Origin of the sequence: Microbacterium candidum (genome assembly GCF_030315975.1) — a bacterium.
In the GTDB taxonomy this organism is placed as follows: Bacteria; Actinomycetota; Actinomycetes; order Actinomycetales; family Microbacteriaceae; genus Microbacterium; species Microbacterium candidum.
The window spans coordinates 476,033-499,493 of record NZ_JASXSZ010000001.1; the positions used below are offsets into that span (position 1 = coordinate 476,033).

At 70.0% G+C, this 23,461-nt stretch carries 18 protein-coding genes; 7 read left to right on the plus strand and 11 right to left on the minus strand.

Annotated features, from left to right (window positions below; all coding sequences use genetic code 11):
• The first annotated feature begins 24 nt into the window (after positions 1-24).
• Positions 25-3,891 carry an efflux RND transporter permease subunit gene (locus QSV35_RS02330; protein WP_353618952.1) on the plus strand — a complete coding sequence of 1,289 codons (3,867 nt, stop codon included), beginning with the start codon at positions 25-27 and terminating at the stop codon, positions 3,889-3,891.
• A gap of 214 nt (positions 3,892-4,105) precedes the next feature.
• Here the strand turns inward: QSV35_RS02330 and QSV35_RS02335 are convergent, their stop codons facing one another.
• Positions 4,106-5,011 carry an aldose 1-epimerase family protein gene (locus QSV35_RS02335; protein WP_286286320.1) on the minus strand — a complete coding sequence of 302 codons (906 nt, stop codon included), beginning with the start codon at positions 5,009-5,011 and terminating at the stop codon, positions 4,106-4,108.
• 261 nt (positions 5,012-5,272) lie between these two features.
• Between QSV35_RS02335 and QSV35_RS02340 the strand changes: the two genes are divergently transcribed.
• The 3 genes from QSV35_RS02340 to QSV35_RS02350 all read left to right on the plus strand — a co-directional run bounded on the left by QSV35_RS02340 (position 5,273) and on the right by QSV35_RS02350 (position 8,994).
• On the plus strand, positions 5,273-5,875 hold the full coding sequence (locus QSV35_RS02340; protein ID WP_286286322.1) for a DUF1326 domain-containing protein: 603 nt from the start codon (positions 5,273-5,275) through the stop codon (positions 5,873-5,875).
• Between the two features lie 46 nt (positions 5,876-5,921).
• Complete coding sequence (locus QSV35_RS02345; protein WP_286286324.1) at positions 5,922-6,686, plus strand: DUF2182 domain-containing protein; 765 nt, start codon at positions 5,922-5,924, stop codon at positions 6,684-6,686.
• Positions 6,687-6,960: 274 nt separating this feature from the next.
• Positions 6,961-8,994, plus strand: a complete 2,034-nt coding sequence (locus QSV35_RS02350) for a DEAD/DEAH box helicase (protein ID WP_286286326.1) — start codon at positions 6,961-6,963, stop codon at positions 8,992-8,994.
• 93 nt (positions 8,995-9,087) lie between these two features.
• On the opposite strand, the gene QSV35_RS02355 is transcribed toward QSV35_RS02350, so the two are convergent.
• Positions 9,088-9,651, minus strand: coding sequence for a TetR/AcrR family transcriptional regulator (locus QSV35_RS02355; RefSeq protein ID WP_286286328.1), 564 nt, complete (start codon positions 9,649-9,651; stop codon positions 9,088-9,090).
• A 70-nt stretch (positions 9,652-9,721) separates the two neighbouring features.
• On the opposite strand from QSV35_RS02355, the gene QSV35_RS02360 reads away from it, so the two are divergent.
• On the plus strand, positions 9,722-10,477 hold the full coding sequence (locus QSV35_RS02360; protein WP_286286330.1) for an MBL fold metallo-hydrolase: 756 nt from the start codon (positions 9,722-9,724) through the stop codon (positions 10,475-10,477).
• Positions 10,478-10,501: 24 nt separating this feature from the next.
• On the opposite strand, the gene QSV35_RS02365 is transcribed toward QSV35_RS02360, so the two are convergent.
• The 4 genes from QSV35_RS02365 to QSV35_RS02380 form a co-directional block, all read right to left on the minus strand.
• The gene (locus tag QSV35_RS02365; protein WP_286286332.1) at positions 10,502-11,785 is read right to left on the minus strand and encodes a glycosyltransferase; all 1,284 of its coding nucleotides are present in this window, start codon (positions 11,783-11,785) and stop codon (positions 10,502-10,504) included.
• 148 nt (positions 11,786-11,933) lie between these two features.
• Entirely contained in the window at positions 11,934-14,027 is a 2,094-nt protein-coding gene (locus QSV35_RS02370) for an intein-containing Rv2578c family radical SAM protein (protein WP_286286333.1), read from the minus strand.
• 55 nt (positions 14,028-14,082) lie between these two features.
• Positions 14,083-14,991: an NADP-dependent oxidoreductase gene (locus QSV35_RS02375; RefSeq protein WP_286286335.1), complete on the minus strand. Its 909-nt coding sequence runs from the start codon at positions 14,989-14,991 to the stop codon at positions 14,083-14,085.
• Between the two features lie 26 nt (positions 14,992-15,017).
• The gene (locus QSV35_RS02380) at positions 15,018-16,271 is read right to left on the minus strand and encodes a M15 family metallopeptidase (protein WP_286286337.1); all 1,254 of its coding nucleotides are present in this window, start codon (positions 16,269-16,271) and stop codon (positions 15,018-15,020) included.
• A gap of 157 nt (positions 16,272-16,428) precedes the next feature.
• Between QSV35_RS02380 and QSV35_RS02385 the strand changes: the two genes are divergently transcribed.
• The gene (locus QSV35_RS02385) at positions 16,429-17,592 is read left to right on the plus strand and encodes an acyl-CoA dehydrogenase family protein (protein WP_353618962.1); all 1,164 of its coding nucleotides are present in this window, start codon (positions 16,429-16,431) and stop codon (positions 17,590-17,592) included.
• 48 nt (positions 17,593-17,640) lie between these two features.
• On the opposite strand, the gene QSV35_RS02390 is transcribed toward QSV35_RS02385, so the two are convergent.
• The 5 genes from QSV35_RS02390 to QSV35_RS02410 form a co-directional block, all read right to left on the minus strand.
• Complete coding sequence (locus QSV35_RS02390; RefSeq protein ID WP_286286341.1) at positions 17,641-17,811, minus strand: hypothetical protein; 171 nt, start codon at positions 17,809-17,811, stop codon at positions 17,641-17,643.
• 184 nt (positions 17,812-17,995) lie between these two features.
• A complete protein-coding gene (locus QSV35_RS02395; protein WP_286286344.1) occupies positions 17,996-18,799 on the minus strand; it encodes an energy-coupling factor transporter transmembrane component T in 804 nt (267 codons plus the stop codon).
• The gene (locus QSV35_RS02400; protein WP_286286346.1) at positions 18,796-20,778 is read right to left on the minus strand and encodes an ABC transporter ATP-binding protein; all 1,983 of its coding nucleotides are present in this window, start codon (positions 20,776-20,778) and stop codon (positions 18,796-18,798) included. Before QSV35_RS02400 ends, QSV35_RS02395 begins: the two co-directional genes overlap by 4 nt.
• Before the next feature lie 3 nt (positions 20,779-20,781).
• Entirely contained in the window at positions 20,782-21,333 is a 552-nt protein-coding gene (locus QSV35_RS02405) for an ECF transporter S component (protein ID WP_286286347.1), read from the minus strand.
• A gap of 40 nt (positions 21,334-21,373) precedes the next feature.
• Positions 21,374-22,330: a pirin family protein gene (locus QSV35_RS02410; protein ID WP_286286349.1), complete on the minus strand. Its 957-nt coding sequence runs from the start codon at positions 22,328-22,330 to the stop codon at positions 21,374-21,376.
• Between the two features lie 219 nt (positions 22,331-22,549).
• Between QSV35_RS02410 and QSV35_RS02415 the strand changes: the two genes are divergently transcribed.
• On the plus strand, positions 22,550-23,437 hold the full coding sequence (locus QSV35_RS02415) for an SGNH/GDSL hydrolase family protein (RefSeq protein WP_286286351.1): 888 nt from the start codon (positions 22,550-22,552) through the stop codon (positions 23,435-23,437).
• Positions 23,438-23,461 lie beyond the last annotated feature (24 nt).

The window sequence follows — 23,461 nt, forward strand, 5'->3', positions numbered from 1 at the left end:
CCACAGCTCTCACGAAGGCCGCCTGTGTCGAACCTCGCCGTCCTGAGTCTCAAGAACCGCGCGCTGATCGCGCTCGTCACCATCGTGGCGGCGGTGTTCGGCAGTCTCGCGCTCCTGAACCTCAAGCAGGAGCTCATCCCCTCGATCGAGTTCCCGCAGCTCTCGATCGTCTCGACCTACCCGGGCGCGTCGCCCGAGGTCGTGAACAACGACGTGTCGACGCCGATCGAGACGGCGATCCAGGGCGTGCCCGGCCTGAAGACCACGTCCGCCACGAGCACGACGAACGCCTCCGTCGTGCAGGCGGAGTTCGTGTACGGCACTGATCTCGCCACCGCCGAGCAGAAGGTCACGCTCGCGATCGCGCGCATCAAGGACCAGCTGCCCACCGGTGTCGAGCCGAACGTCGTCACGGTCAGCATCGACGACTTCCCCGTCGTCCAGCTCGCGGTGACCGGCTACACCGACGAGGTGGCCGTCCAGCAGCAGCTCGAGGCGACCACGATCCCGGCGCTGAACGACCTGCCCGGCGTCAACGCGGCGCAGCTCGTCGGCGCTCGCGGCCAGCGGGTGACGATCACCCCCGACACGGCGAAGCTCGCCGCGGCCGGCTACACGCAGCAGGCGATCCGCGACGCGCTGAAGCAGAACGGCGTGCTGTTCCCGGGCGGCTCGATCACCGAGAACGACCAGACCCTCACGGTGCAGACCGGCGACAAGCTCGTCTCGATCGACCAGATCAACAAGCTGCCGCTCGTGCCCTCGACGCCGGCGCAGGCGCAGGCCGGGGCGAAGACGATCGGGGATGTCGCATCCGTCGGCCAAGAGCAGGATCCGGTCACCTCGATCTCCCGCGTGAACGGCGAGCCGGCGATCTCGATCGCGATCACGAAGCTGCCGTCGGCCAACACCGTCGACGTCTCCAAGGCCGTGAACAACGCGCTGCCGGACATCGAGAAGAAGACGCCCGGCGTGCACTACACGGTTGTATTCGACCAGGCGCCCTACATCCAGCAGTCGATCGACTCGCTCGCCCAGGAGGGCCTGCTCGGCCTCCTGTTCGCGGTCATCATCATCTTCATCTTCCTGTGGTCGGTGCGCTCGACGCTCGTGGCGGCGATCTCGATCCCGACGAGCGTCCTGATCACGTTCATCGGCATCCAGGCGTTCGGCTACAGCCTCAACATCCTGACTCTGGGAGCGTTGACGATCGCGATCGGACGCGTCGTCGACGACTCCATCGTCGTGATCGAGAACATCCGAAGGCATTACATCGGCGGCGCCGACAAGCTCACCGCGATCAAGCGCGCCGTGCGCGAGGTCGCGACGGCGGTGTCCGCATCCACCATCACGACGGTCGCCGTCTTCCTGCCGATCGCGTTCGTCGGCGACGTGACGGGCGAGTTGTTCCGGCCGTTCGCGCTCACCGTCACGATCGCGATGCTCGCGTCGCTGCTGGTCGCGCTGACGATCGTCCCGGTGCTCGCGTACTGGTTCCTGAAGCCCGGCAAGCCGCTGCTCGACCCGGCCGGCGCGGAGATCGACCCCGAATCGCCGGAAGCACCGCCCTCTCGCCTGCAGAAGGCGTACCTGCCGATCATCCGCTGGACGCTCAGGCACTCGTGGATCACGGTGTCGCTCGCGCTGGTCGTGCTCATCGTCACGATCATGGTCGCGCCGCTCATGAAGACGAACTTCCTCGGCGACTCGGGGCAGAACACGTTCACGATGACGCAGACCCTCGCGCCGGGCGCAAGCCTCGAGGCGAAGGATGCCGCGTCGAAGCAGGTCGAGCACGCGCTCAAGGGCGTCGACGGCATCCAGACCGTGCAGACCTCGATCGGCTCGACCGGATCCGCGCTGCGCGACGCGTTCAGCGGCAGCGCAGGCGGTGTCACGTACTCCATCACGACGGACCCCAACGCCGACCAGACGCAGGTGAAGGCCGACGTGCAGAAGGCCGTCGACGGGCTTCCCGAGGATGCCGGCACCCTCACGGTCTCCTCCGGTGGCGGCGGATTCGGCTCGAGCGACATCACGATCGACGTGACGGCGCCGGACGACAAGACGCTGCAGACCGCCACCGACTCGGTCGTGTCCGCAGTCAAGGGGCAGCCGGGCATCGGCCAGGTGTCGTCGAACCTGTCGGCGTCGCTGCCGTACATCGCTGTCCGCGTCGACCTCGCGAAGGCCGCCGGGCTCGGGCTGTCCGAGGTCGCGGTCGGCTCGCTCGTCGCCAACGAGATGCAGCCGCAGCAGATCGGCACCGTCGAGATCGACTCGACGAACCTCACGGTCTACCTGTCGGCGTCGAACAGCCCGACGACCGTCGACGCGCTGAAGGCCATGGACGTGCCGTCGCTCGGCGGCCCCGTGCGGCTCGACTCGATCGCCACGGTCGAGCAGAGCGTCGGCCCGGTCTCGATCACGACCGACCGCGGCAAGCGCACCGCGACCGTGACCGTCACGCCGTCCACCGACAACCTCAGCGAGGCGTCGACGTCGGTGAACTCTGCGCTGAAGACCGTCGACCTGCCCGCGTCGGCCACCGCGACGCTCGGCGGCGTCCTCTCGCAGCAGACCGACGCGTTCACGCAGCTCGGGCTCGCGATGCTCGCGGCGATCCTCATCGTCTACATCGTCATGGTCGCGACGTTCCGATCGCTGCGTCAGCCGCTGCTGCTGCTCGTGTCCGTGCCGTTCGCGGCGACGGGCGCCATCCTGCTGCAGATCATCACGGGCGTGCCGCTCGGTGTGGCATCCCTCATCGGCGTCCTGATGCTGATCGGCATCGTCGTGACGAACGCCATCGTCCTCGTCGACCTCGTGAACCAGTACCGCGTCCGCGGGCTCACCGCCCACGATGCCGTCGTCGCGGGAGGCTCGCGCCGACTCCGCCCGATCCTCATGACGGCGCTCGCGACGATCTTCGCCCTGACCCCGATGGCGCTCGGCGTCACCGGCCACGGCGGATTCATCTCGCAGCCGCTCGCGATCGTCGTCATCGGCGGTCTCATCTCGTCGACGATCCTGACGCTGCTCGTGCTGCCGACGCTCTACAACCTCGTCGAGGGCGCCAAGGAGCGCCGTGCCGCCCGGCGTGCTGCTCGCGCGGCGGAGGCCGAACATGCTGTGGAGGCTGAGCCTGAGCTCGTCGCGGTTGGCGCAGGTGGTGCTGAGGCCGGCGATGCCGAGGCTGCTGCCGGTGCGGCGGGCGTCGCGGCCGCGGCGTATCCGACGCGGCGCTCGCGTCGCGAAGCGGCGGCCGGGGCGACGGATGCGGCGGCTGGGGCGACGGATGCGGCGCAGGACGCTGCGCCCGAGGCCACCGGGGAGGGTGCCGCCGCGGGAGCTGTCACTGCCGCTGCCGTTGCCGGGGGTGCGGTCGCGGCATCCGAGGGTGCGGAAGAGGCCGAGCCTGAGGAGTCGGGCGAAGAGGCCGAGTCCGAGGAGTCGGCTGACGGCACCGAGAAGGCCGCCGCGGCGGAGTCGGCTTCTTCCGGGGACGAGGAGTCTGCGGAGGAGAAGCCGGCCGACGAGCAGGATGCGGCCCCCGGATCCGAGGAGGCCGAGCCCGCGTCGTCCGAGTCGGAGCGCGTGGACGAGGTCGAGCCGCCGGACCAGGCCGAGACGATCGTCGGTGACTCGGCGGAGCCGGCTGCGTCAGCTGAGTCAGGCGAGGGGGCCGAGGCGGCTGAGCAGGCAGTGGAGACCGAGGAGGCCGTGGAGGCCGTGGAGGCGGCTGATTCCGCCGGCGCTGTGGAATCCACCGAATCGATCGAGTCCACGGAGTCTGCTGAGCCGAGCGAGTCCGAAGAGGGTGAGACCCCTGAGGACGATGCATCCAAGCCCGACGTCAAGAACGATGGCGACGAGTCTCATCGAGACTGACGAGACTTCACCCTCCGTGGGTCGTTGAGCGAGCGAGGCGAGACGACACGCAGAGTCGGGACGCAGTGAGCTGATCCTCGGACGCTCACTGCGTTTCGTCTCGGTCGTTCCTCCCTCGCTCAACGACCGGGGGCCGCTAAGGATGTTCCGCAACTCGTTCAACGACCGGGGGGTGTCGCGGGGGTCCCGCCCCGCTCGATGACCGGCGGGCAGCTCACGGGAGGAGTCGGATGCCCCACTCCAGCGTCCACAGGTCGTCGGGCGCGAGCCAGCGCAGGCCTCGGCCGGAGTTGAACGCGTCGGCGGGCGCGGTCATCGGCTCGACCGCGACCGCCATGTCGGCCCCGGGGTAGCTGCGGTTCGTGAACAGCTGCATGTAGTCGAAGCCGGGTCCTGCCCACAGCTCTGCAGCACGCCCGCCGGGGGAGCGGAGCACGGCGCGGATGCGGTCGTCGTCCCCGCGCGCGATGTCGGCGTACGCCGTGTCGAGCGTCAGATCGCCGAGCCGCCTCGGCGTGCGCAGGTCGGTCGCCGCATCCACCGGCCCCTCCCCGATCGGGAGCAGCCGGTCGTCCACGAGGAACTGCGTGGCCGCGTCGAGCTCGATCGTGAGATCCGCGCACGGACCCGCGCCGAGGCGCAGATAGGGGTGAGTGCCGAGCGCGACGGGGGCGGCATCCTCTCCGACGTTCTCGATGCGGTGCGTGACGGTGACGCCGTCCTCGGTGAGCGCGTACGTGACGGACGTGTCGAGGTGGAACGGGTATCCGGTCTGCGGGAAGACCTCCGCATCGAGCGTGATCTCCCCGGTCTCCTCCTCGGTCGCGACGTACGGCGTGAAGCGCAGCAGACCGTGGATCGCATTGTTCAGCGCGGGCTCGGTGACGGCGAGCCGATACTCCCGGCCGTCGTGCATCCAGCGCCCATCGCGCACGCGGTTCGGCCACGGCACCAGCACGATCCCGGACGCGCCGGGCGCCGGCATCCCGTCCGGGAATCCTGCGACGAGGTCGATGCCGCCGACGGAGAGGGCGCGGAGGGATGCGGCGACTTCGGTGACCTCGGCGCGGACGTCGCCGCGCTCGAGGACGAAGCGGCGGCCGGTGGGGTCAGAAGCCATGCAGCAATGCTAGGGCTGGTCGTGTCCTCGCCGGATCCCTGGTCGCAGCCGCGTGGTCCGCGTACCATTGTTGCGTGCGTCGACGCGGACGCGAGGAGATGATGTCGATCAACCGTCGGCGCAGGGTGGCGACAGAGCAGCCGTCGCCCTGGAGCGGTCGCCGATCTCGGTGACTGCAGCATGATCGAGCGCCCCGCGGTGATCTCTGCCGGGGCTGACCTTCGCCGCCGCGCGCGATCCCGACATTCTGGGGAATGAAAGATGTCGTGGAAACTGACGGGCAGCTACGCGGAGACCTGCTCATGCGAATTGATGTGCCCGTGCAACACGTCCTTGGACCATGGGGCGACGTACGACTACTGCCGGGTCACCCTCGCGTTCAACATCCGTGAGGGCGCGATCGAGGGAACGGATGTCGACGGCCGCAAGGTCGTGCTCATCGCCGATACGCCCAAGGTCATGACCGAGGGCAACTGGAAGGTCGGCGTGTTCGTCGATCAGGATGCGACCACCGAGCAGTTCGACCGGCTCGTCGAGGTGTTCGGCGGCCAGCGCGGGGGCCCCATGGCGGGGCTGGCGCCATTGATCGGAGAGATGCTGGGCGTGCAGCAGGCGGCCATCACGATGTCCGACGACGGCCTCAGCCACTCGGTACGCGTCGACGACAGCATCGTGTTCGAGGTCGAGGACATCGTTCCGTTCGGCGTCACCGACGGCACGCCGGTGAAGTTCGACGGGATGTTCCACCCCGTGGGCTCCGACCTCACGATGGCGGAGGCGAAGAGCTCGCACATCGACGCCTACGGAATCGCCTATGAGGCGAAGACGGGACTGTCGTACGCGGACTTCTCCTGGGCGGGCTGAGGACGTGTCCGCTGGGCCTTCCGAGGCGGCGGACGAACGCAGGGGCATGAGGGCCGCCTTCCACGCGGTCCGCGCGCAGCTCGGCGCGGTCGTCGTCCTGCTGACGGCCGCGGCGCTCGGCTGGTGGTGGACCGCCGGACAGATGGCGGGCATGGACAGCGGTCCGTGGTCCCCGCTCGGATCGGCCGGCTGGTTCCTCGTCGCGTGGACCGTGATGATGGCGGCGATGATGTTCCCGTCGGTCGCGCCCACCGTCGCCCTCTACGCGCGCATGACGGGGATGCGGAGACCGCTTCTCCCGGCGGCGTTCACGATGGGATACCTCCTGGTCTGGAGCGCGGTGGGCGGGCTCGCCCTGGCGCTCGCCGGCCTCGCGGGTGTCCTCCCGCACGACGCCCTCGCGTGGGATGCCGCGGGTCGGCCTCTCACGATCGCGACGCTCGTCGTCGCTGCGGCGTACGAATTCACTCCGTGGAAGAGCGCGTGCCTCGGCAAGTGCCGCAGCCCGCTCGGATTCCTTCTCGGCACATGGCGCGACGGCTGGTTCGGGGCGGTGCGCATGGGAGCGAAGCTCGGAGCCTGGTGTCTCGGCTGCTGCTGGGCGCTCATGGCCGCTCTCTTCGCCCTCGGCGTGATGAACATCGTGTGGATGGGGTCCGTCGCCGTGCTGATCGCTCTCGAGAAGCTGCTGCCATGGCGACGGACGGCGACGGCCGTCACCGCGGGGGTGCTCGTCGGGCTGGCCGTGCTGGTGCTCATCGCACCGCACGCGATTCCAGGGACCACGATGATGCCGGGCGCGCCCATGTAGGCGACCATCGTTCCGAGCCGGGCGCCATGACCGCTGATGGCGCCGGAGTTCTCCCAGGCGCGGGCGCTACGCTGGACGGGTCGGCTCTGGACACCGCGCGTTGCGGATGGGTTTGTGAGTCCAAGGGGCCGATGGTGAGCGCCGATCGGCGTGCATGACCATCACATGAATGGCCCCGGCCGACGACAGTCCGGGTCTGCCCGCTGGGTTCCACGCTTGAGACGTGGGGAGCGGGCGCTGTTCTCGTGCGCAGAGAACCCAGAAGGACACACCCATGCCCAAGAACAAGAAGCCCGCCGGCGGACGCGCGGCCAAGAACTTCGAGCCGCGCTACGGCGCGAAGACGTCGTTCCAGGACCGCAAGCGCCGGCCGACGGATGCTGCCGCCAAGCCGGGCAGCAAGAGCCCCAACCACCGCGGGTACCGCGCGCCGGCCGAAGATGCTGCGGAGCCGAAGCGCCGCTGGACCGCTCAGGAGAAGGCCGGTCGCGACGAAGCTCGCGCCATCCGCTCGCACGGGCGTGATGATCGGCGGTCCTACGACGGCCGTCCCGCGCGTTCGTACGATGACCGTCCGCGTCGTGACTTCGGCGACCGTCCGGCCCGTTCGTACGACGATCGGCCGCGCCGGGAGTCGAACGATCGGGGCGCTTCGTCTCGTTACGCTCGCTCGACGACCGGGGACCGTCCGGCTCGTTCGTACGATGACCGTCCGCGTCGTGACTACAACGACCGTCCGGCCCGCTCGTACGATGACCGTCCGGCACGCTCCTACGATGACCGTCTGGCACGCTCCTACGATGACCGTCCGCGTCGCGATGACCGTCCGGCCCGCTCCTACGATGACCGTCCGCGTCGTGACTACAACGACCGTCCGGCCCGCTCGTACGATGACCGTCCGCGTCGCGATGACCGTCCGGCTCGTTCCTATGACGACCGTCCCCGTCGCAGCCACAGCGACCGTCCGGCGCGCAACCACGACGACCGTCCCCGTCGGTACGAGAACGACCGCCCGAACCGCGCGGACTGGAACGCCAAGCCGAAGCAGCACGACGAGCACATCGACGTCGTACACGAGCGTCTGCAGGCGGAGGCCGTTGAGGCCCAGACCGTCGCCGGCCAGGGCTTCGGTGATCTCGGCCTCGGCCAGAACATCGTGAAGGCCCTCGGCGACATGGGGGCGCAGCATCCCTTCCCGATCCAGGCCGCGACGATCACGCCGATCCTCGCGGGCAAGGACGTCCTCGCGCGCGGCCGCACCGGCTCGGGCAAGACGATCGCGTTCGGTGCTCCGCTCGTGGAGTCGATCCTGAAGTCCCAGGCGGGCCAGAAGCGCGAGTTCGGCCGGTCGCCGAAGGCGATCATCCTCGCCCCGACGCGCGAGCTCGCGCTGCAGATCGACGGCACCATCCAGCCGATCGCCCGCAGCGTGGGCCTGTTCACGACGCAGATCTACGGCGGTGTGCCGCAGGCGCGCCAGGTCGGCGCGCTGAAGAAGGGCGTCGACATCGTCATCGGCACGCCGGGACGCATCGAGGACCTCATCGACCAGGGCAAGCTCGACCTCTCGCAGATCCGCATCGTCGTGCTCGACGAGGCCGACCACATGTCAGAGCTCGGGTTCCTCGAGCCGATGCAGCGGATCCTCCGCCGCGTCCCCGACGGCGCGCAGAAGCTCCTCTTCTCCGCGACGCTCGACCGTGAGGTCGCAGCCCTCGTCGACGAGTTCCTCGTCGAGCCCGAGGTCTACGAAGTCGCTGGGGAGGACCAGGCGTCCGGCACGATCGACCACCGCGTGCTCGTCATCGACCACCGTGACAAGGCCGAGATCCTCGCGTCCCTCGTCGACCGCGAGGGCAAGACGCTCGTCTTCTCCCGCACACGTGCGTACGCGGAGATGCTCGCCGAGCAGTTCGACGAGGCCGGCATCCGCGCCGTGGCCCTCCACGGTGACCTCAATCAGGCCAAGCGCACCCGCAACCTCGACAAGCTGACGTCGGGCCGGGTGGACGTGCTGGTGGCGACGGATGTCGCGGCTCGCGGCATCCACGTCGATGACATCGACCTCGTGATCCAGGCCGACGCGCCCGACGAGTACAAGACGTACCTGCACCGCTCGGGCCGCACCGGCCGCGCGGGACGCTCGGGCACCGTCGTGACGCTCATCCCGCGGGCTCGTCGCCGTCGGATGACGGAGATGCTCGAGCGCGCCGAGATCGAAGCACCCTTCGAAGAGGCGCGTCCCGGCGACGACATCATCGAGGAGATCGCCGGCCGCATCCCGACCGCCGCAGAGCTGACCGAGTAAGACGCTCATCGGTCCCGTTCCGTCGCTGCGGTGCGAGATGGCGACGGAACGGGACGGGCGAAGAGTTCTGCACCCCCGCCGTGGGGAGGAGGGCTACGCGCGCGCGAGGGCGTCGGCGATATGCCGCGCTCCGTAGGCGAATGCGTCGTCCAGGTCGCTGCCCATGCGGAAGCGACCCGCGAGCTCCATCGTGACGAATCCGTGCACCCACGCGGTGAGCGTGCGGGCGCCGGCCAGCGCGTCCTCCTCGCCCACGAGGTCGGTCGACACGCTCAGCACGGCGGCGATCGTGCCGGCGAGCACCTCGGGATCGGCGAGGGCGTCGTCGGGGAGGCGGGCGAACAGCAGCGAATACGCGTTCGGCCGCGCGTGCGCGAAGGCGCGCGTCGCGTCGAGGAGGGCGAGCGCCCGTTCCCGCGGATCCGGGATGCCGCGAACCGCGGTGTCGAGCGCATTCCCGAGATCCTCGGCGACCCCCTCCATCACGAGTCGGATCACGTCGTTGCGGCTGCGCACCCGCTTGTACAGCGAGGGTGCGCGCACCCCGACGGCCGCAGCGACGGCCTGCATCGTGAGCGCGTCGAGCCCCTCGCGTTCGAGGATGCCGGTGGCCGCCGCGACGATCGCTTCTCTGTTGGTGCGTTCTGGTGTCGGCATCCGATCGTCCCCCGTCGTTCCCCGTCAAAGCTATTGACAATAGCCATGATAGCTACATATCGTAGCGAACATGGAACTCCGCCCCGGATTGAACCGCATCGGCAACGACATCGTCGCCTGCTACCTCGTCTCCGACGACGACGGCATCACCCTCATCGACGCCGGCATCCCCGGCCAATGGCACGACTTCCTCGACGAGCTGAAGGCCATGGGCCGACCGATCGAGGACGTGCGCGGCATCGTGCTCACCCACGGTGACAGCGACCACATCGGCTTCGCCGAGAAGCTGCGCACCGAGCACGGCATCCCCGTGTACGTCCACGAAGCGGACGCCGCACGCGCTCGCGGCGAAGGCAAGTCGTCGGGCGCGTGGGGCAGCATGCGCCTCGGTCCGACGCTCGGCTTCCTCTGGTACTCCGCGCGGCGCGGCGGGCTCCGCCCCGTCTACGTCAAGGAGGTCGTCGCCGTGCAGGCCGGCGAGACGCTGCCGCTGCCCGGGTCGCCCGTCATCATCTCGATGCCCGGGCACTCGCCGGGGAGCATCGCGGTGCACGTCCCCGAGGTCGACGCCGTCTTCGTCGGCGACGCGCTCACGACCCGCAATGTCCTCACGGGCGTCGAGGGCCCCGCGCCGGCACCCTTCACCGACGACCCCGCATCGGCACTCGAGGCGCTCGGGCACCTCACGGGACTCGGTGTCACCTGGGTGCTCCCCGGACACGGCGCCCCATGGTCGGGCGGCGTCGACGAGGCTGTGCGTCTCGTGCGTGCGGCCGCCGACGCGTCGGGCGGATCGGATGCCGCGGGCGACGAACGCGCGGCCTGAGCCGGGCCTGGCGCGCGGAGGCGCTCAGAGGAGCTCTTCGAGGAGCTCGGCGGCCCGCGGCGCGCCTCCCAGCCCGTCGAGCTGACGGGCGAGGGAGGCGGCGGCATCACGGAAGCCGCGCTCCGTGCGCACGCGCGAGACGCCGTCGCGCACTTGCGCCGCCGTCGGCGTGCCGGTCTTCAGGTTCACCCCCGCGCCGGCCCAGGCCACGCGGGCGGCGGTCTCGGGCTTGTCGAGATCGCCGCCCGCGACGACGAGTGGGACGCCATGCGCCAGCGAGGCGAGCACACCGCCCCAGCCGCCGTTCGTGACGATGACGCAGGTGCGGGGGAGGAGCTGCGCGTACGGCAGGAACCCCGCGACCCGCACGTTCCCCGGCACCGCGAAGGGCAGCTCGTCGCGCCCCGGGACGCCTGTCGAGACGACCACGAGCGCGTCCGTGTCGGCGAGCGCCTCGATCGCGGGCCGGATGAGGTCGCCCGGGTCGATGTTCTGCGTGCCCTGAGTGACGTGCACGACCTCCCGCCCGTCGAGATCCGCCCACCAGGACGGCAGGGAGGACGCCGCAGTCCCCGCGGGCGCTGCAGCGGTGGACCGTCTCGACAGCTGCCCGACATAGGTGAGCTGGGCGGGCGCATCGGGCCGGTCGAAGTCGAGCAGCGGTGCGCCGCTCGCGAGGATGCGGTGCGGCGAGAACGTCGCCTCCGCGAAGCTGACGTCCGATGGCGGAAGGCCGGCGGCCGCGCGTGCCCGGGTGAGCGGTGCCCGCATCCGTCGCATCATGAGCGGCACGGTGCTGCGCAGCAGTGCATCCCGAGCCCGGCCGATGAGTGTGCGCCCCGGCGCGAGGCCGAGGCCGCTCGGCGGCGCGTATCGGCTCGGCAGATTCAATGGGAGGATCGCCACCGTCGCCCACAGGCATCCGGTCTTCTCAGCGGCGAGGGCGCCCCCGCCGACCGAGTCCTCGATGACGAGGAGGTCCCACGGATCCCGATGCCATTCGTCGAGGAGATCGGCGCATTGACCCGGCGCGGTGCTGATGAAGAGGTCTTCGATGTTGATGAAGACCTGGTCGAGCCCCTTCTTGCCGACCATGCGCGGGAAGGTGGCGGGCAGGTCGTTCTCGTCGAAGTCGGATGCCGTCGTCCATGGGACGTGCTGTGCGCCGACGGCCTCGACCCTCGAACGGAACGCGGCGCCCGTGTAGAACCGTACGTGGTGCCCGCGCGCGGTGAGCTCTTCGGCGACGGCGAGCATCGGGGCGACGTGCCCTGTGAAGGGCATCGCCGCCATCATGATGCGCGCCATGCGCCACCTCCTGTGCCTTGCGCCCACCCGCTCGTGGGCGCACCGAACCCGCCGGCGGCACCCGTCACCGCACGAGAGCGTGCAGACCCCCGGCGCGATACATTCCGCGCCGTGCTCCCATGTCAGTGATACCCGAGCACGCGCGCGGTCAGAAGAGTCGGTCGGCCGCCAGCGCGCCGAGGGGCGGCCCCGTCTTGCGGATCGTCGCGCTTGCCGCGAGACCGGAGACCGGTCCGCGGCGAGGACCGTCTTCCTCGTCGCGGCCGTCGAGGCCGTGGGCGCGCACGAGCGGTCGAACGCGCCGCGCGAGCCACTGACGGTAGGCCTTGGGCGCCGCCGCCGCGGCCCCGGGATACAGGCCGCGATACGACGACAACAGGTCTGGACGCTCGCGCTCGAGCCATTGGAAGAACCACGGCTTCACGCCGGGTCGCAGATGCAGTGCGCCGAACACGACACTGCGGGCGCCCGCATCCTTGATGCGCGTGAGCGCCTCGTCGATCGAGGAGGTCGAGTCGGTCAGGTGGGGGAGGATCGGCATCATGAAGACGGTGACGCCGAACCCCGCCTCCGCGGCCGCGCGCACGGTCTCGAGGCGTGCGGATGCACTCGGGGTTCCCGGCTCGATCGAATGCTGAAGCGCATCGTCGAACACCGCGATCGAGGTTGCGAGCGTGACGTCGACGTGGCTGGAGGCCTCCTTCAGCAGCGGCAGGTCGCGCCGCACCAAGGTGCCCTTCGTGAGCACCGAGAACGACGTGCCCGACTCGGTGAGTGCGGAGATGATCCCGGGCATCAGCCGGTAGCGGCCTTCGGCCCGCTGATACGGGTCGGTGTTGGTGCCCAGGGCGACCGGGTCTCGCTGCCACGTGCCGCGCCGCAGCTCCCGCTGCAGGACGTCGGCGACATTGATCTTGACGACGATCTGCGAATCGAAGTCATGTCCGGCGTCGAGATCGAGGTACTCGTGCGTGCCGCGGGCGAAGCAATTGTGGCTGATCACGCCGTTCGCGATGAAGTCGTTGGTTCCGGTTGTGATGTCGACCATCTCCATGTCGACGCCCACGTCTTCGATCGATACGACGCGCAGGTCGGCGACGGTTTTCACCGCGGTCCCGAGGATCGACAGTTTTCGGCTGATCGCGGGCCGGGTCGCCGCGAAGAAGCGCTGACGCGAAGGGAGTCCGCCGGTGATCCGGACGTTCGCGACTCCGATGGAATTCGCGGGTTCACGGATCGCGGGAATGCACAGCCGGGTCAAGGCATCGACCACGAGCTGAAGGATGCTCTCATCGTTGTTCGATATCCGTAGGACACCCCGCGAATGCGAGCCCTCCGCATCGAAGATCCCGGACAGGAAACCGGCCTGCCAGACGGCGCTCACGTCGTCCGGTGGCTCGATCAGCTTCTCGATCGTGGCAACATCCGTCCTGCGTCCGGAGTGGATCGCCTCCACCGGGCGCCGTCGATCCGATCCTGGTGCGAACGGCCGCCGTCGGGTCTCGATCCCTTCTGCGAGGAGGTACGCCCGAGTACGATCGAGCGTCTCGACATCTGCGAGGGCGAGCCGGAAGAGGTGGATGTCGCGCGTGCGCGTCGCGGACGGGTAGCGCCCGTGGAAGATCATCCCGTCGCCCTTGATCATGCCCGACAGATATCCGCGGCGAAACTCCTCGGACTCGTCCGGAGACGCGTCGACGCCGCCGAAGCCGAGGAGCCGGTTGGATGTGGTGAGGTGCGGGCGACGGCGAGCGCCGTTCATCGCTCCGGTGACATGCTTCCAGCCGCGTTCGGTCAAGAATCGGTGATCACCGCTCGCGATGACGATGGTGCCGTCGGCGAGAGTGACGCGATACGCGCGCTTCCGGGTCGTCCAGGTGGCCTTGACCGCGGTGCGGACGTAGCGCCGGTAGTCGCCCTGCCTCTCCGTGCCGACGATCTCGTCGCCGACAGCGAGCGTGCCGATCGGACGGTGTCGCCCGTCCGCGCACAGGACGAGCGTGTCGGGCGCGACGCAGTACGTGCACGCATGGGTGCATCCCCGATAAGGATTCACCGTCCAGTCGAACGGCATCGCCGATGCGCCGGGCACATGGTTGAGCGCGCTCCGCGCCATCACCTCATGGAACGTGATGCCCGCGAATTCGGGCGTCGTCACACTGCGGACGAGGCCGTTGATGCGTTCGAGCCCCGGCAGCGCCGCGGCATCCGCAACACCCAACTCCTGCCCTGCCCATCGCATGCGACAAGTAGAACATGAGTGCGATAAAGTGTCAAGCGAGCTTCGAAGATATCGACTACAAACGCACGACGACCTTGCCGGTCAGATGACGGCTCTCGAGGAGTCGGAAGGCGTCCTGCACGTCGTCCAGCGCGAACTCCTCCTGCACGGAGAACGAGAGCTCGCCGTTCGCCACGTAGTCCGCGAGCTTCTGCAGCACCTCCGCCGAGCGCTCGCTCCCCGGAGTCACCAGCCCGAACTCCTCGGCGCCCGGGTAGTCCGCGATCGTGCAGATCCGGCTCGGGTCGACGCCGAGCGCGAGTGCGACCTCGACCGTCGCGCGACCCTGTGCGTCCATCACAGCCGTCACCGGGCCGAGCGCGCGCACGGCGTCCAGGAGTCCTTCGCCGTACGCGACCGGCTCGATCCCGACCTCGCGGAGGCGTTCGTGGTTCCGCGGGCTCGCCGTGCCGATCACGCGGGCGCCCTTGCGGCGTGCGAGCTGGGCGTACAGGAACCCCACCCCGCCGGAGGCGGCCCCCACGAGCACCGTGTCGTCTTCGCCGACGGGCATCGCGCGCAGGCACGAGACGGCTGTCAGCCCAGGAGTGGCGAGGGATGCGGCGACCCCCCACGGAAGGTTCTCGGGCTTGCGCGCGAGGTTCGCGGATGCGACGGCGAGCCGTTCGCGCAGCGTCGATCCTCCCCATCCGAGCACCTCGTCGTCGGCTTCGACGTAGGACCCGTCGAAGTACTGCGCGCCCAGGCCGTCGCGGGTGGCCGTTCCGGCGAAGTCTCCGCCGAGACCGCGCGGGAACGCACTCTTCAGGGGTGCGATCCCGGAGCGGGCCTTCGCATCCCAGTAGTTCAGCCCGACGGCTTCCACGGCGACCACGACCTGACCGTCTTTCGGCGTGGGCTCGGTCACATCGGCGATGTACAGGACCTCCGGTCCGCCCACTTCGTCGTATCGCACGGCTCTCATGCGTCGATCATGCACCAGTCGCGGGGTCAATAGGTGGGGGCGGGCGGAAGCCCGAAGAACTCCTCGAGGGTGTGGAACCCGCCATCGTGGTAGGCCTTCGCGAGCCCGACGCCGATGAAGCGCAGATGCCACGGCTCGGAGTCGTAACCGGTCACCGGCGTATGGCCCTGCTCGTACCGCACGATGAAGCCGTACTCCCACGCGTGGTCGAGGATGAACTGGTCCTGCGGCGTGCCCGCGAGGGAGTCCAGGTTCCCGCACGAACCGTTGCACGGCTCGACATCGGTCGCGAGACCGGACTGGTGCTCGCTGAACCCCGGGCGCGCGCTCACGAGGTCGGCGTTCGCGGTGCCGCGCGTGTGCACCTGGATCCCGTAGTTCCCGATCTGCGTCTGATACGAGCGATAGCCGCTGTTGACCGCGATCTCGCCGGCCCCTGCCTGCTTCGCCGCCGCGACGAGGTTCGAGAGACCCGCGGCCGCATCCGCGCGGAGCGGTTGGCGTCCGAGGTCGCGGACTCCGGCAGGCATCACGAGGGGCGAGGGGGCGTAGTCCTTCGGAGAGTAAGGGCGCTGTTTGTTGACGACGACCCACGTGAAGTGGGGATCGTCCAGGTGGACGCACGGGGCGCCGCCGGAGACGACGGTGTCGCGGAACTCCGTGCCTCCTCCGGCGGCCTTCACGGCCGCCTCGGTGTCGTGGGCGGCCAGTGCGGCGGTGAACGCGGCATTGTCGCAGAGGCTCTTCGCCGCCGGAGGAGGGGTCGCGGCGGCGGCGACCGGTGCGGTGCTGGTCACGGGACGATGCGAGTGCGTCGCGGCCGCGGCGGGCGTGCTCGTCTGCGCCAGTGCGGCGGCGGTGACGGCGATCGTCCCGCCGACGAGGAGGGTCGCGGCGGCGACGACGGTGAACAGACCCCGGATGCGGCGCGCCCGCCGCACTGCGGCCGTGCGGACCTCATCCACCGCATCGCCGAGGATGTCGGCGTTCGCATGCCGCGACGGACGGACATGCCGCGTGCGCGCGGGCGCAGGTGCCGTGGTGTGCGCTGCGGTGTGCGTGCGCATGCCGGCTCGCGACATCCCTGTGCTGCCGATGGTGCCGCGCGCAGGCGCGTTGATGAAGGCCTCGAGTGTGATCGGCTCGGGTTCCGGCGCCGGCTGCGGCGTCGGCTCCGGAACCGCTGTCGTGGGGACCACGATGTCCGCGGTGCGAGCGGCCTCGGCCGCCGCGCGCGCGGCGCGTCGAGTCAGCGGCGTGCCGGTAGGGGGATCCGTCACGGCCCCCATTGTGCCGCACCTGCCTGAGCGGCCCGTCCGAATCCGGCGCACGACCGGCCCCGAACGCGTGCTGGGCCGACGCTGGACCAGCACCCAGTGAGACTGAGTACCATAGACGGTGAGAGTGAGTTTCAAACACAAAGAGGAGGACGCCGCGATGGAGCGGAGCATCTACGACGAGGACCACGACGCGTTCCGCGACGTCGTCAAGGAATTCATCAAGCGCTACGCCACCGACGAGAAGCGCAAGCAGTGGGAGCGCGACGGCGAGATCGACCGCGCCACCATGCTCGCTGCGGGCGAGGCCGGCATCATCGGGCTGAGCGTGCCGGAGGAGTTCGGCGGCGCGGGGATGCTGCAGGACTACCGCTTCCGGTCGATCGTCCTCGAGGAGACCATCGGCGCCGGCCAGGGGTCGCTCGCCGGTGCCCTCGGCATCCAGGACGACCTCGCCGTGCCGTACATCGCCCACATGGGCACGCAGGAGCAGAAGGAGAAGTGGCTGCCCCGCATGGCGACCGGTGAGATCCTCGGCGCCCTCGCGATGACCGAGCCGGGCGCCGGAAGCGACCTGCGCGGCATCAAGACCACGGCCAAGCGGGCCGAAGGCGGCTACATCGTCAACGGCGCGAAGACGTTCATCTCGAGCGGCAAGACCGCCGACATCGTCGTGACGTTCGTGAAGACCGGCGAGGGCAACCGCCCGGACGCGTTCAGCCTCCTCATCCTCGAGGACGGCATGAAGGGCTTCGACCACAGCAAGAAGCTAGAGAAGATGGGCTTCCACGGGTGGGACACGGCGGAGATGTCGTTCACCGACGTGTTCGTCCCCGAGGAGAACCTCATCGGCGGCCGCGAGGGCCTCGGCTTCATCCAGCTCATGATGAACCTGCCGCTCGAGCGCCTGTCGATCGGCGTCGCCGCCGCCGCCGCGGGTGAGGCGGCGTTCGCCTGGACGCGCGACTACGTGTCGAGCCGCGAGGCTTTCGGACAGCCGGTCGCCGACTTCCAGAACACGCGCTTCAAGCTCGCCGACATGGCGACCACGGTCGACGTCATGTGGGCCTACGTCGACCGCGCGATGATGCTGTACAAGGACGCGAAGCTCACCGCCGAAGAAGCCGCCAAGGTCAAGTTCTGGGCGACCGATCGCGAGTGGGAGCTCCTCGACACCGGCGTGCAGCTGCACGGCGGTTACGGCTACATCACCGAGTACCCGATCGCGCGCGCGTTCCTGGACGCCCGCGTGCACCGCATCTACGGCGGCACGAACGAGATCATGCGCGACCTCGTCTCGCGCCAGATCGTCGGCAAGCGCTGACATCAGATCGCGCGAACGCCGTCTCCTTCGGAGGCGGCGTTCCGCGTTTCAGCGCCGGGAGCGTCGCGCGCGGATTCCGACGACGACGGCGACGAGGACGACGATGCCGACGATCGCGAGCGCGACCGGCCCCGCCCACGCCGACGTGAAGTCCGGGTAGGCAGCGGTGTCGTCGCATCCGGCGACCGCGCACGACATCGGGACGATCAGGTGCAGCATGGCTCCTCCGCATCCATCGTGATCCGGGGGTGGATGCGGCGGCCAGGCCCGTCACCGCATCGTTACGCGTGGACCCGCGTGCAGAACTCCACCGATTCGCGCATGAGCGCGTTCGGACTGCCGGGTTCGACCGGAACCACGCCGGATCGGTGGAGTTCTGCGCCGCATGCGGCGCGTGTCGCGGTCAGACGAGCACGAAGAGCGCGGCCGAGACAGCCCAGAAGATCAGGATGAAGACGACGTCGCGCGCGCGGAACGGGACGGTGTGGCGCTCCGTGCGGGTCGGATGGGCGCCGAAGGCGCGCGCATCCATCGCCAGTGCCACCCGCTCCGCGTGCCGGATCGCGCCCGCGAGCAGGGGGACGACGTAGCCGGCGCCCCGCGCGATCGCGGCGAACGGCCCGCGCCCGCCGTGGGCGCCGCGGATGCGGTGGGCCTGCCGGATGAGGTCGAGTTCGTGGCGGAACCGCGGTACGAACCGGAAGGCCGCGATGGCCGTGTAGCCCACGCGGTAGGGCACGCGCAGCTGCTGCACGAGTGATCGGGCGAGGTCCGGCCCCGTCGTCGTCGTGCCGGCGATAAGCGCGAGCGCCACGATCGCGACGAGCCGCAGCGCGGTCGCGAGTCCGACCTGGACGGCACCGCCGTACAGCGTCCAGCCGCCGATCTGCAGCACGACCACGTCATGGGAGACGTTGGCGGGATCGGTCCACACCGCGAGACCGAATCCGACGATCGCGACCGCAACGGGCAGGGCAACGAACAGGGTGAGGGCGATCGTGCGGGTGAACCGCATCCCGATCAGCAGCGTGACATACGCCAGCGCGATGAAGGCGAGCGGGGTGGCGAGATCGCGGACGAAGACGAGCAGCAGCATCGCGGGCAGGGGTGCGGCGAGCTTCGCGAGCGGGTTCAGCGCGTACAGGAACCGAGGGGATGCCGCACCCCCGGCGATGTCCGCGCCCTCCGCGTACGGATCGACGGTCACCGCGCGCCTCCGGGAAGGTCGGCGAGGCGCACCGCGCCGGCGAGTTCGGGATGCTGCGTCAGCCCGCCGAGCGCCTGTCGCAGAGGCGGGGGCTTCAGACCGGCCCGCGTGAGTACGGCGTCGTCCGCGAAGAGCGCGTGGGGGTCCGCATCCGCCGCCACCCGTCCCTCCGCGAGGACGACGACACGGTCCGCGTGGTCGGCGATCAGCTGCATGTCGTGCGTCACGACGATCACGGTCGTCCCGGCGGCGTGCAGGTCGCGCAGGATCGCCAGGATCTCCTCGGCGCGGCCGCGGTCCTGGCCGAAGGTCGGCTCGTCGAGGGCGAGGATCGGCGCGCCCGCGATGAGTGCCGTCCCGACGGAGAGACGGCGCTTCTGGCCCCCGGAGAGGAGGAACGGATGCACATCGGCCTTGTCCGCGAGGCCGAAGCGGGAGAGCATCTCGTCGACGGCTTCGGCGGATGCGCCGCCGTAGGCCAGCTCGCCGGCGACCGTGTGCGCGACGAACTGGTGCTCCGGATTCTGGAAGACGAAGCCGATCGTGCGCGTCAGTTCGCGTGAGGAGAGATGCGAGACATCCCTCCCGTCGATGCGGACGGCGTCGCGCGGCGGCTTCAGGACACCGGCGAGAGCCTGCAGCAGCGTCGTCTTGCCGGCGCCGTTCGCGCCGGCGATCGCAACGAACTCGCCGCGGCGGATGTCGAGGTCGATGCCGTGCAGGATCTCGGTGCGGCGACGGGCGAGCGTCAGGTTCCGGATGCGGATGAGGGGGTCGGTTCGCTGGGCCCCGAGGTCGTCGAGGAGCGGAACCGACGTCGCGCCGACGGGCGACGCTTCGACGAGCTCGGCGACCGGTGATGGGTCGGCGTCCTCGCGACGGACGTTGAGCGAGTGACGGTCGTTGAGCGAGCTTGCGAGTCGAAACGCAGAGTCGAGACGCGGTGAATCGACGGCCGGAGAGCTGTTCACATCCTCACTGCGTTTCGTCTCGGTCGTTCCTCCCTCGCTCAACGCCCCGCGAGGTGGAAAGCCGTTCGGGTGTTCGCTCGACGACCCGCGATGAACGTTGACATGGAGAGCAGGGGACGCCTCGAGGGCGGCACGGAGCTCGGCGGGAGCGAGCGGCAGCGGATCCAGCGGGTACCCCGCATCCCGCAGCCGCAGTGCGGCGAGTGTCGAGACGGGGAGCCACACGCCGAGGTCGTGGAACTCCGCGGCCCGTGACCGCAGCAGGTCGACCGGGCCGTCGGCGACGAGCCGGCCTGCGGCGTCCAGCACGACGACCCGCGTCGCGAGGGCGACCGCGGCATCCAGGTTGTGCTCGACGAGGACGATGGCGCGGTCACCGGCCGCGATGACGTCGACGAGGGTCGCATAGACCTCCTCGATCCCGACGGGGTCAAGGTTCGCGGTCGGCTCGTCGAGGACGAGGAGCGGCGCCCCCATCGCGAGGGCCGCCGCAATGGCGAGCCGCTGGCGTCCCCCGCCGGAGAGGCGGTCGGGGTTCTCGTGCCGGCGTTCCCACAGTCCGACGCGGCGCAGGGCGTCTTCCATGCGGGCCAGCACGTCCGACACCGGTGCGAGGAGATTCTCCGGCCCGAACGCGACCTCGTCGAGGAGCGTCCCGGTGACGAGCTGCGCATCCGGATCCTGGAACACCATCGCGACGTGCGTGCTGAGCTCGGCGACCGTGGAGTCCGCCGTGGACAGCCCTTCGATCTCGATCGAACCGTCGACGCGCGCAGGGATGTCGTGCGGGATGAGTCCGTTGAGGGCGAGCGTCAGCGTCGACTTCCCCGACCCGCTCGGACCGAGCACCAGCACGACGTCCCCGGCGTGCACGTCGAACGAGACGTCGGCCGGGGTCGCCGCATCCACCCCGCGTCGGCCGGATCCGCCCGCCGAGCGCGACGGGTCACCCGCATCCTCGTACGTGATCGCGAGTCCGCGCACGCGCGCCAGGACGGTGGCCGCCACGGGTCAGCGACGGACCGTGCGGGCGACGCCGGCGGTGCGCAGGGCGTCGCCGATCTTCAGACCGATCCAGGTCCAGAGGACGGGCGCGAGCAGGAGCACGACGTAGAGCGTGATCGTCGCCCACATGGGGAGTTCGGCGGCGTTGAGCGCGAAGCCCATGACGACCGCGAGGGCCGCCCCGACGATGATCGCGGAGATGAAGTAGCGCCACGACTGCCACGAGCGGTAGCGGGTGAGGGCGGCGACGCCCTCCTGCAGACCGCCGATGAGGAGGGCGGTGCCGAGGTAGCGTCCGATCCACTGCGGCGCGAACGCGCTGGCGATGAGCGCGGCGAACAGGTGAGAGAGGAGAGCGACCCACGGGAGGCGCAGCAGCGCCTGCGCGATCACGCCGGGGATGACGTGGGAGCCGAGCACGAGGCCGTAGAGGATCGGCGCCGTCGCGAAGACGAACGGGCTCACGTATCCGGCGACGGCGGCGAGCAGACCCGTGGCGACGCCGATGGCCGCGCAGATCAGCAGAACGCGCGTCGAGAGGATGCGGGAGGGGGCCACCGGTCCAGCCTATCGGGCGAAGTAAGGGGAGCCTAACTCGTCAGATGCGTCGATGGCGTCGCGTGAGTCGCACCGCCGGCATCGGAGGAGCCGGGATGCGCTCGTCGCCGTGCCCGACGACGTGTCCGAACCGCGGCGAGTCGGCCTCCCACGCTTCGCGGGCCTCGACGATCTCGTCGTGCGTGCGGGCGACGAAGTTCCACCACATCACGATCTCGTCCTCGAAGGGCATCCCGCCGAGGAGGAAGATCGTGGCGTCCTCCTCCGCGGCGACCTCGACGGCGTCGCGATGGATGCCGAGGTACAGCAGATGATCCCGGCCGACATCCGTGCCCTCGACGGTCGCCGTGCCCGTCACCCCGACGATGCCGTACTCCCAGTCCCACGTGAGCGGCAGGGTGACGGTGGAGCCCGCGGGCAGGGAGATCTCGACGCCCGCGATCGGCGTGTAGGCGGAGGCGGGGGACGCCGCGCCCGCGAACTCGCCCATGACGACGGTGGCGCGTGCTCCGCCGCCCAGGTCGACGGCGGGCAGTTCGGTGTGCTGCTCGAACGCAGGGCCCTCATGCCGACGTGATTCGGGGAGCGCGACCCACAGCTGGAGCGCGTCGAGCGGGATCGGGTCCTCGCCTACGGAGTACTCGGAGTGTGCGATGCCCGCACCGCTCGTCATGAGGTTGAGCTGGCCTCGCCGGACGACGACGTCGCTGCCGACGGTGTCGCGATGGCGCACCTCGCCGATCAGCGGCCACGTCACCGTCTGCAGCCCGATGTGCGGATGCGGCTCCACGCGCATGCGGGTCGGCTGCGGTCCGAACCGGTCGAGGAAGCACCACGCGCCGATCATCGGGAGGTCGCGCTGCGGCAGCGACCGGCGCACCTCCATCGCCCGGACGCCGCCCAGCGGCACCTCTCTGGCTTCCAGCAGGAGGGTCCGCGGGCCGTCGCATTCCGCGGCGGCCTCCGCTTCGAGAGGTCCGGCATCCAAGCGCGTCATCCCGCCAGGCTACGCCCGCGCATGGGCGGTCGGCCGAGACTTCGCGAGGCGGCTCTGCAGGCGGGGACGGTGGCCTTGTCGCGTCGCATGGCCTGGGCAGGCGACATAGACCCCTGGCGCTGGATTTATCGCGGGTCTATGGTCGGGGGCATCCGGGCCGCTGGGGGCCCCGGCGCGATTCGTTGGGGAGAATCGCTACTTCACGGATTCGAGGGAATCATGAGACGACGTGTTCTCGCCGTGATCGCGGCACTGGCTCTGGGTGTCACCACCCTCTTCGGCGCATCGAGCGCCGCCTTCGCCGATTCCCCGCCCGGAGGGGCCCTGTACGTCGCCGTCGGCGACTCGGAGGCCGCCGGCACCGGCAACCTCCCGTACGTCGACGCGAACTGCCTGCGGTCGGCGCGGGCGTATCCGGCGCTGCTCGCGAGCTCGCTCGGCACGCAGGTGGTCTCGGCGGCGTGCGCCGGCGCCACGGTCGCGCAGACGGAGGAGCAGGTCGGCGGGCTCGCTCAGGCCGGCGCGCTCGGGCCGAACACCCAGCTGGTCACCGTGACCGCGGGCGTGAACGACACCGGGTGGCAGTCGGTGCTGATGGCCTGCAGCAATGCCGGGACACCCATCGGGTGCCAGGAGGCGTACGCGGCTGCTCTGGCCGCCGTCGCGGGGATTCCGCAGAGCATCGGGACCCTGGTCGGACAGATCCGCGCGGCAGCGCCGAATGCGCGCATCGTCGTGACGGGATACCCGATGCTGTTCGGCGCGGTCACCTCGTCGTGCACGGTCGGCAACTTCCAGGGCACCACGGTGAAGTTCACGGCGGTGCAGGCCGGATTGGTCAACGCCGGCGTCGGCGGTGTGAACACCGCCGTCAATATGGGTGTGGGCGCCTACCAATCCGCGTTCACCGGCAGGTTCGGTCACCCCGATCCTGCCGTCTCGTACCAGGATGTCGCCGCCGGCTTCGCCGGTCACAGCCTGTGCGACACCGGATCCCGCTGGATCAGCGGGTTGGCCAACGGCACGGCGAGCAGCGACCGCGGGTTCCACCCGAACGCCGCCGGCCAGCAGGCGTGGGCCGCGATCGTCGCGGCCTCCCTGCACTAGACGGCGGGGGCTGGATGTCGTCCC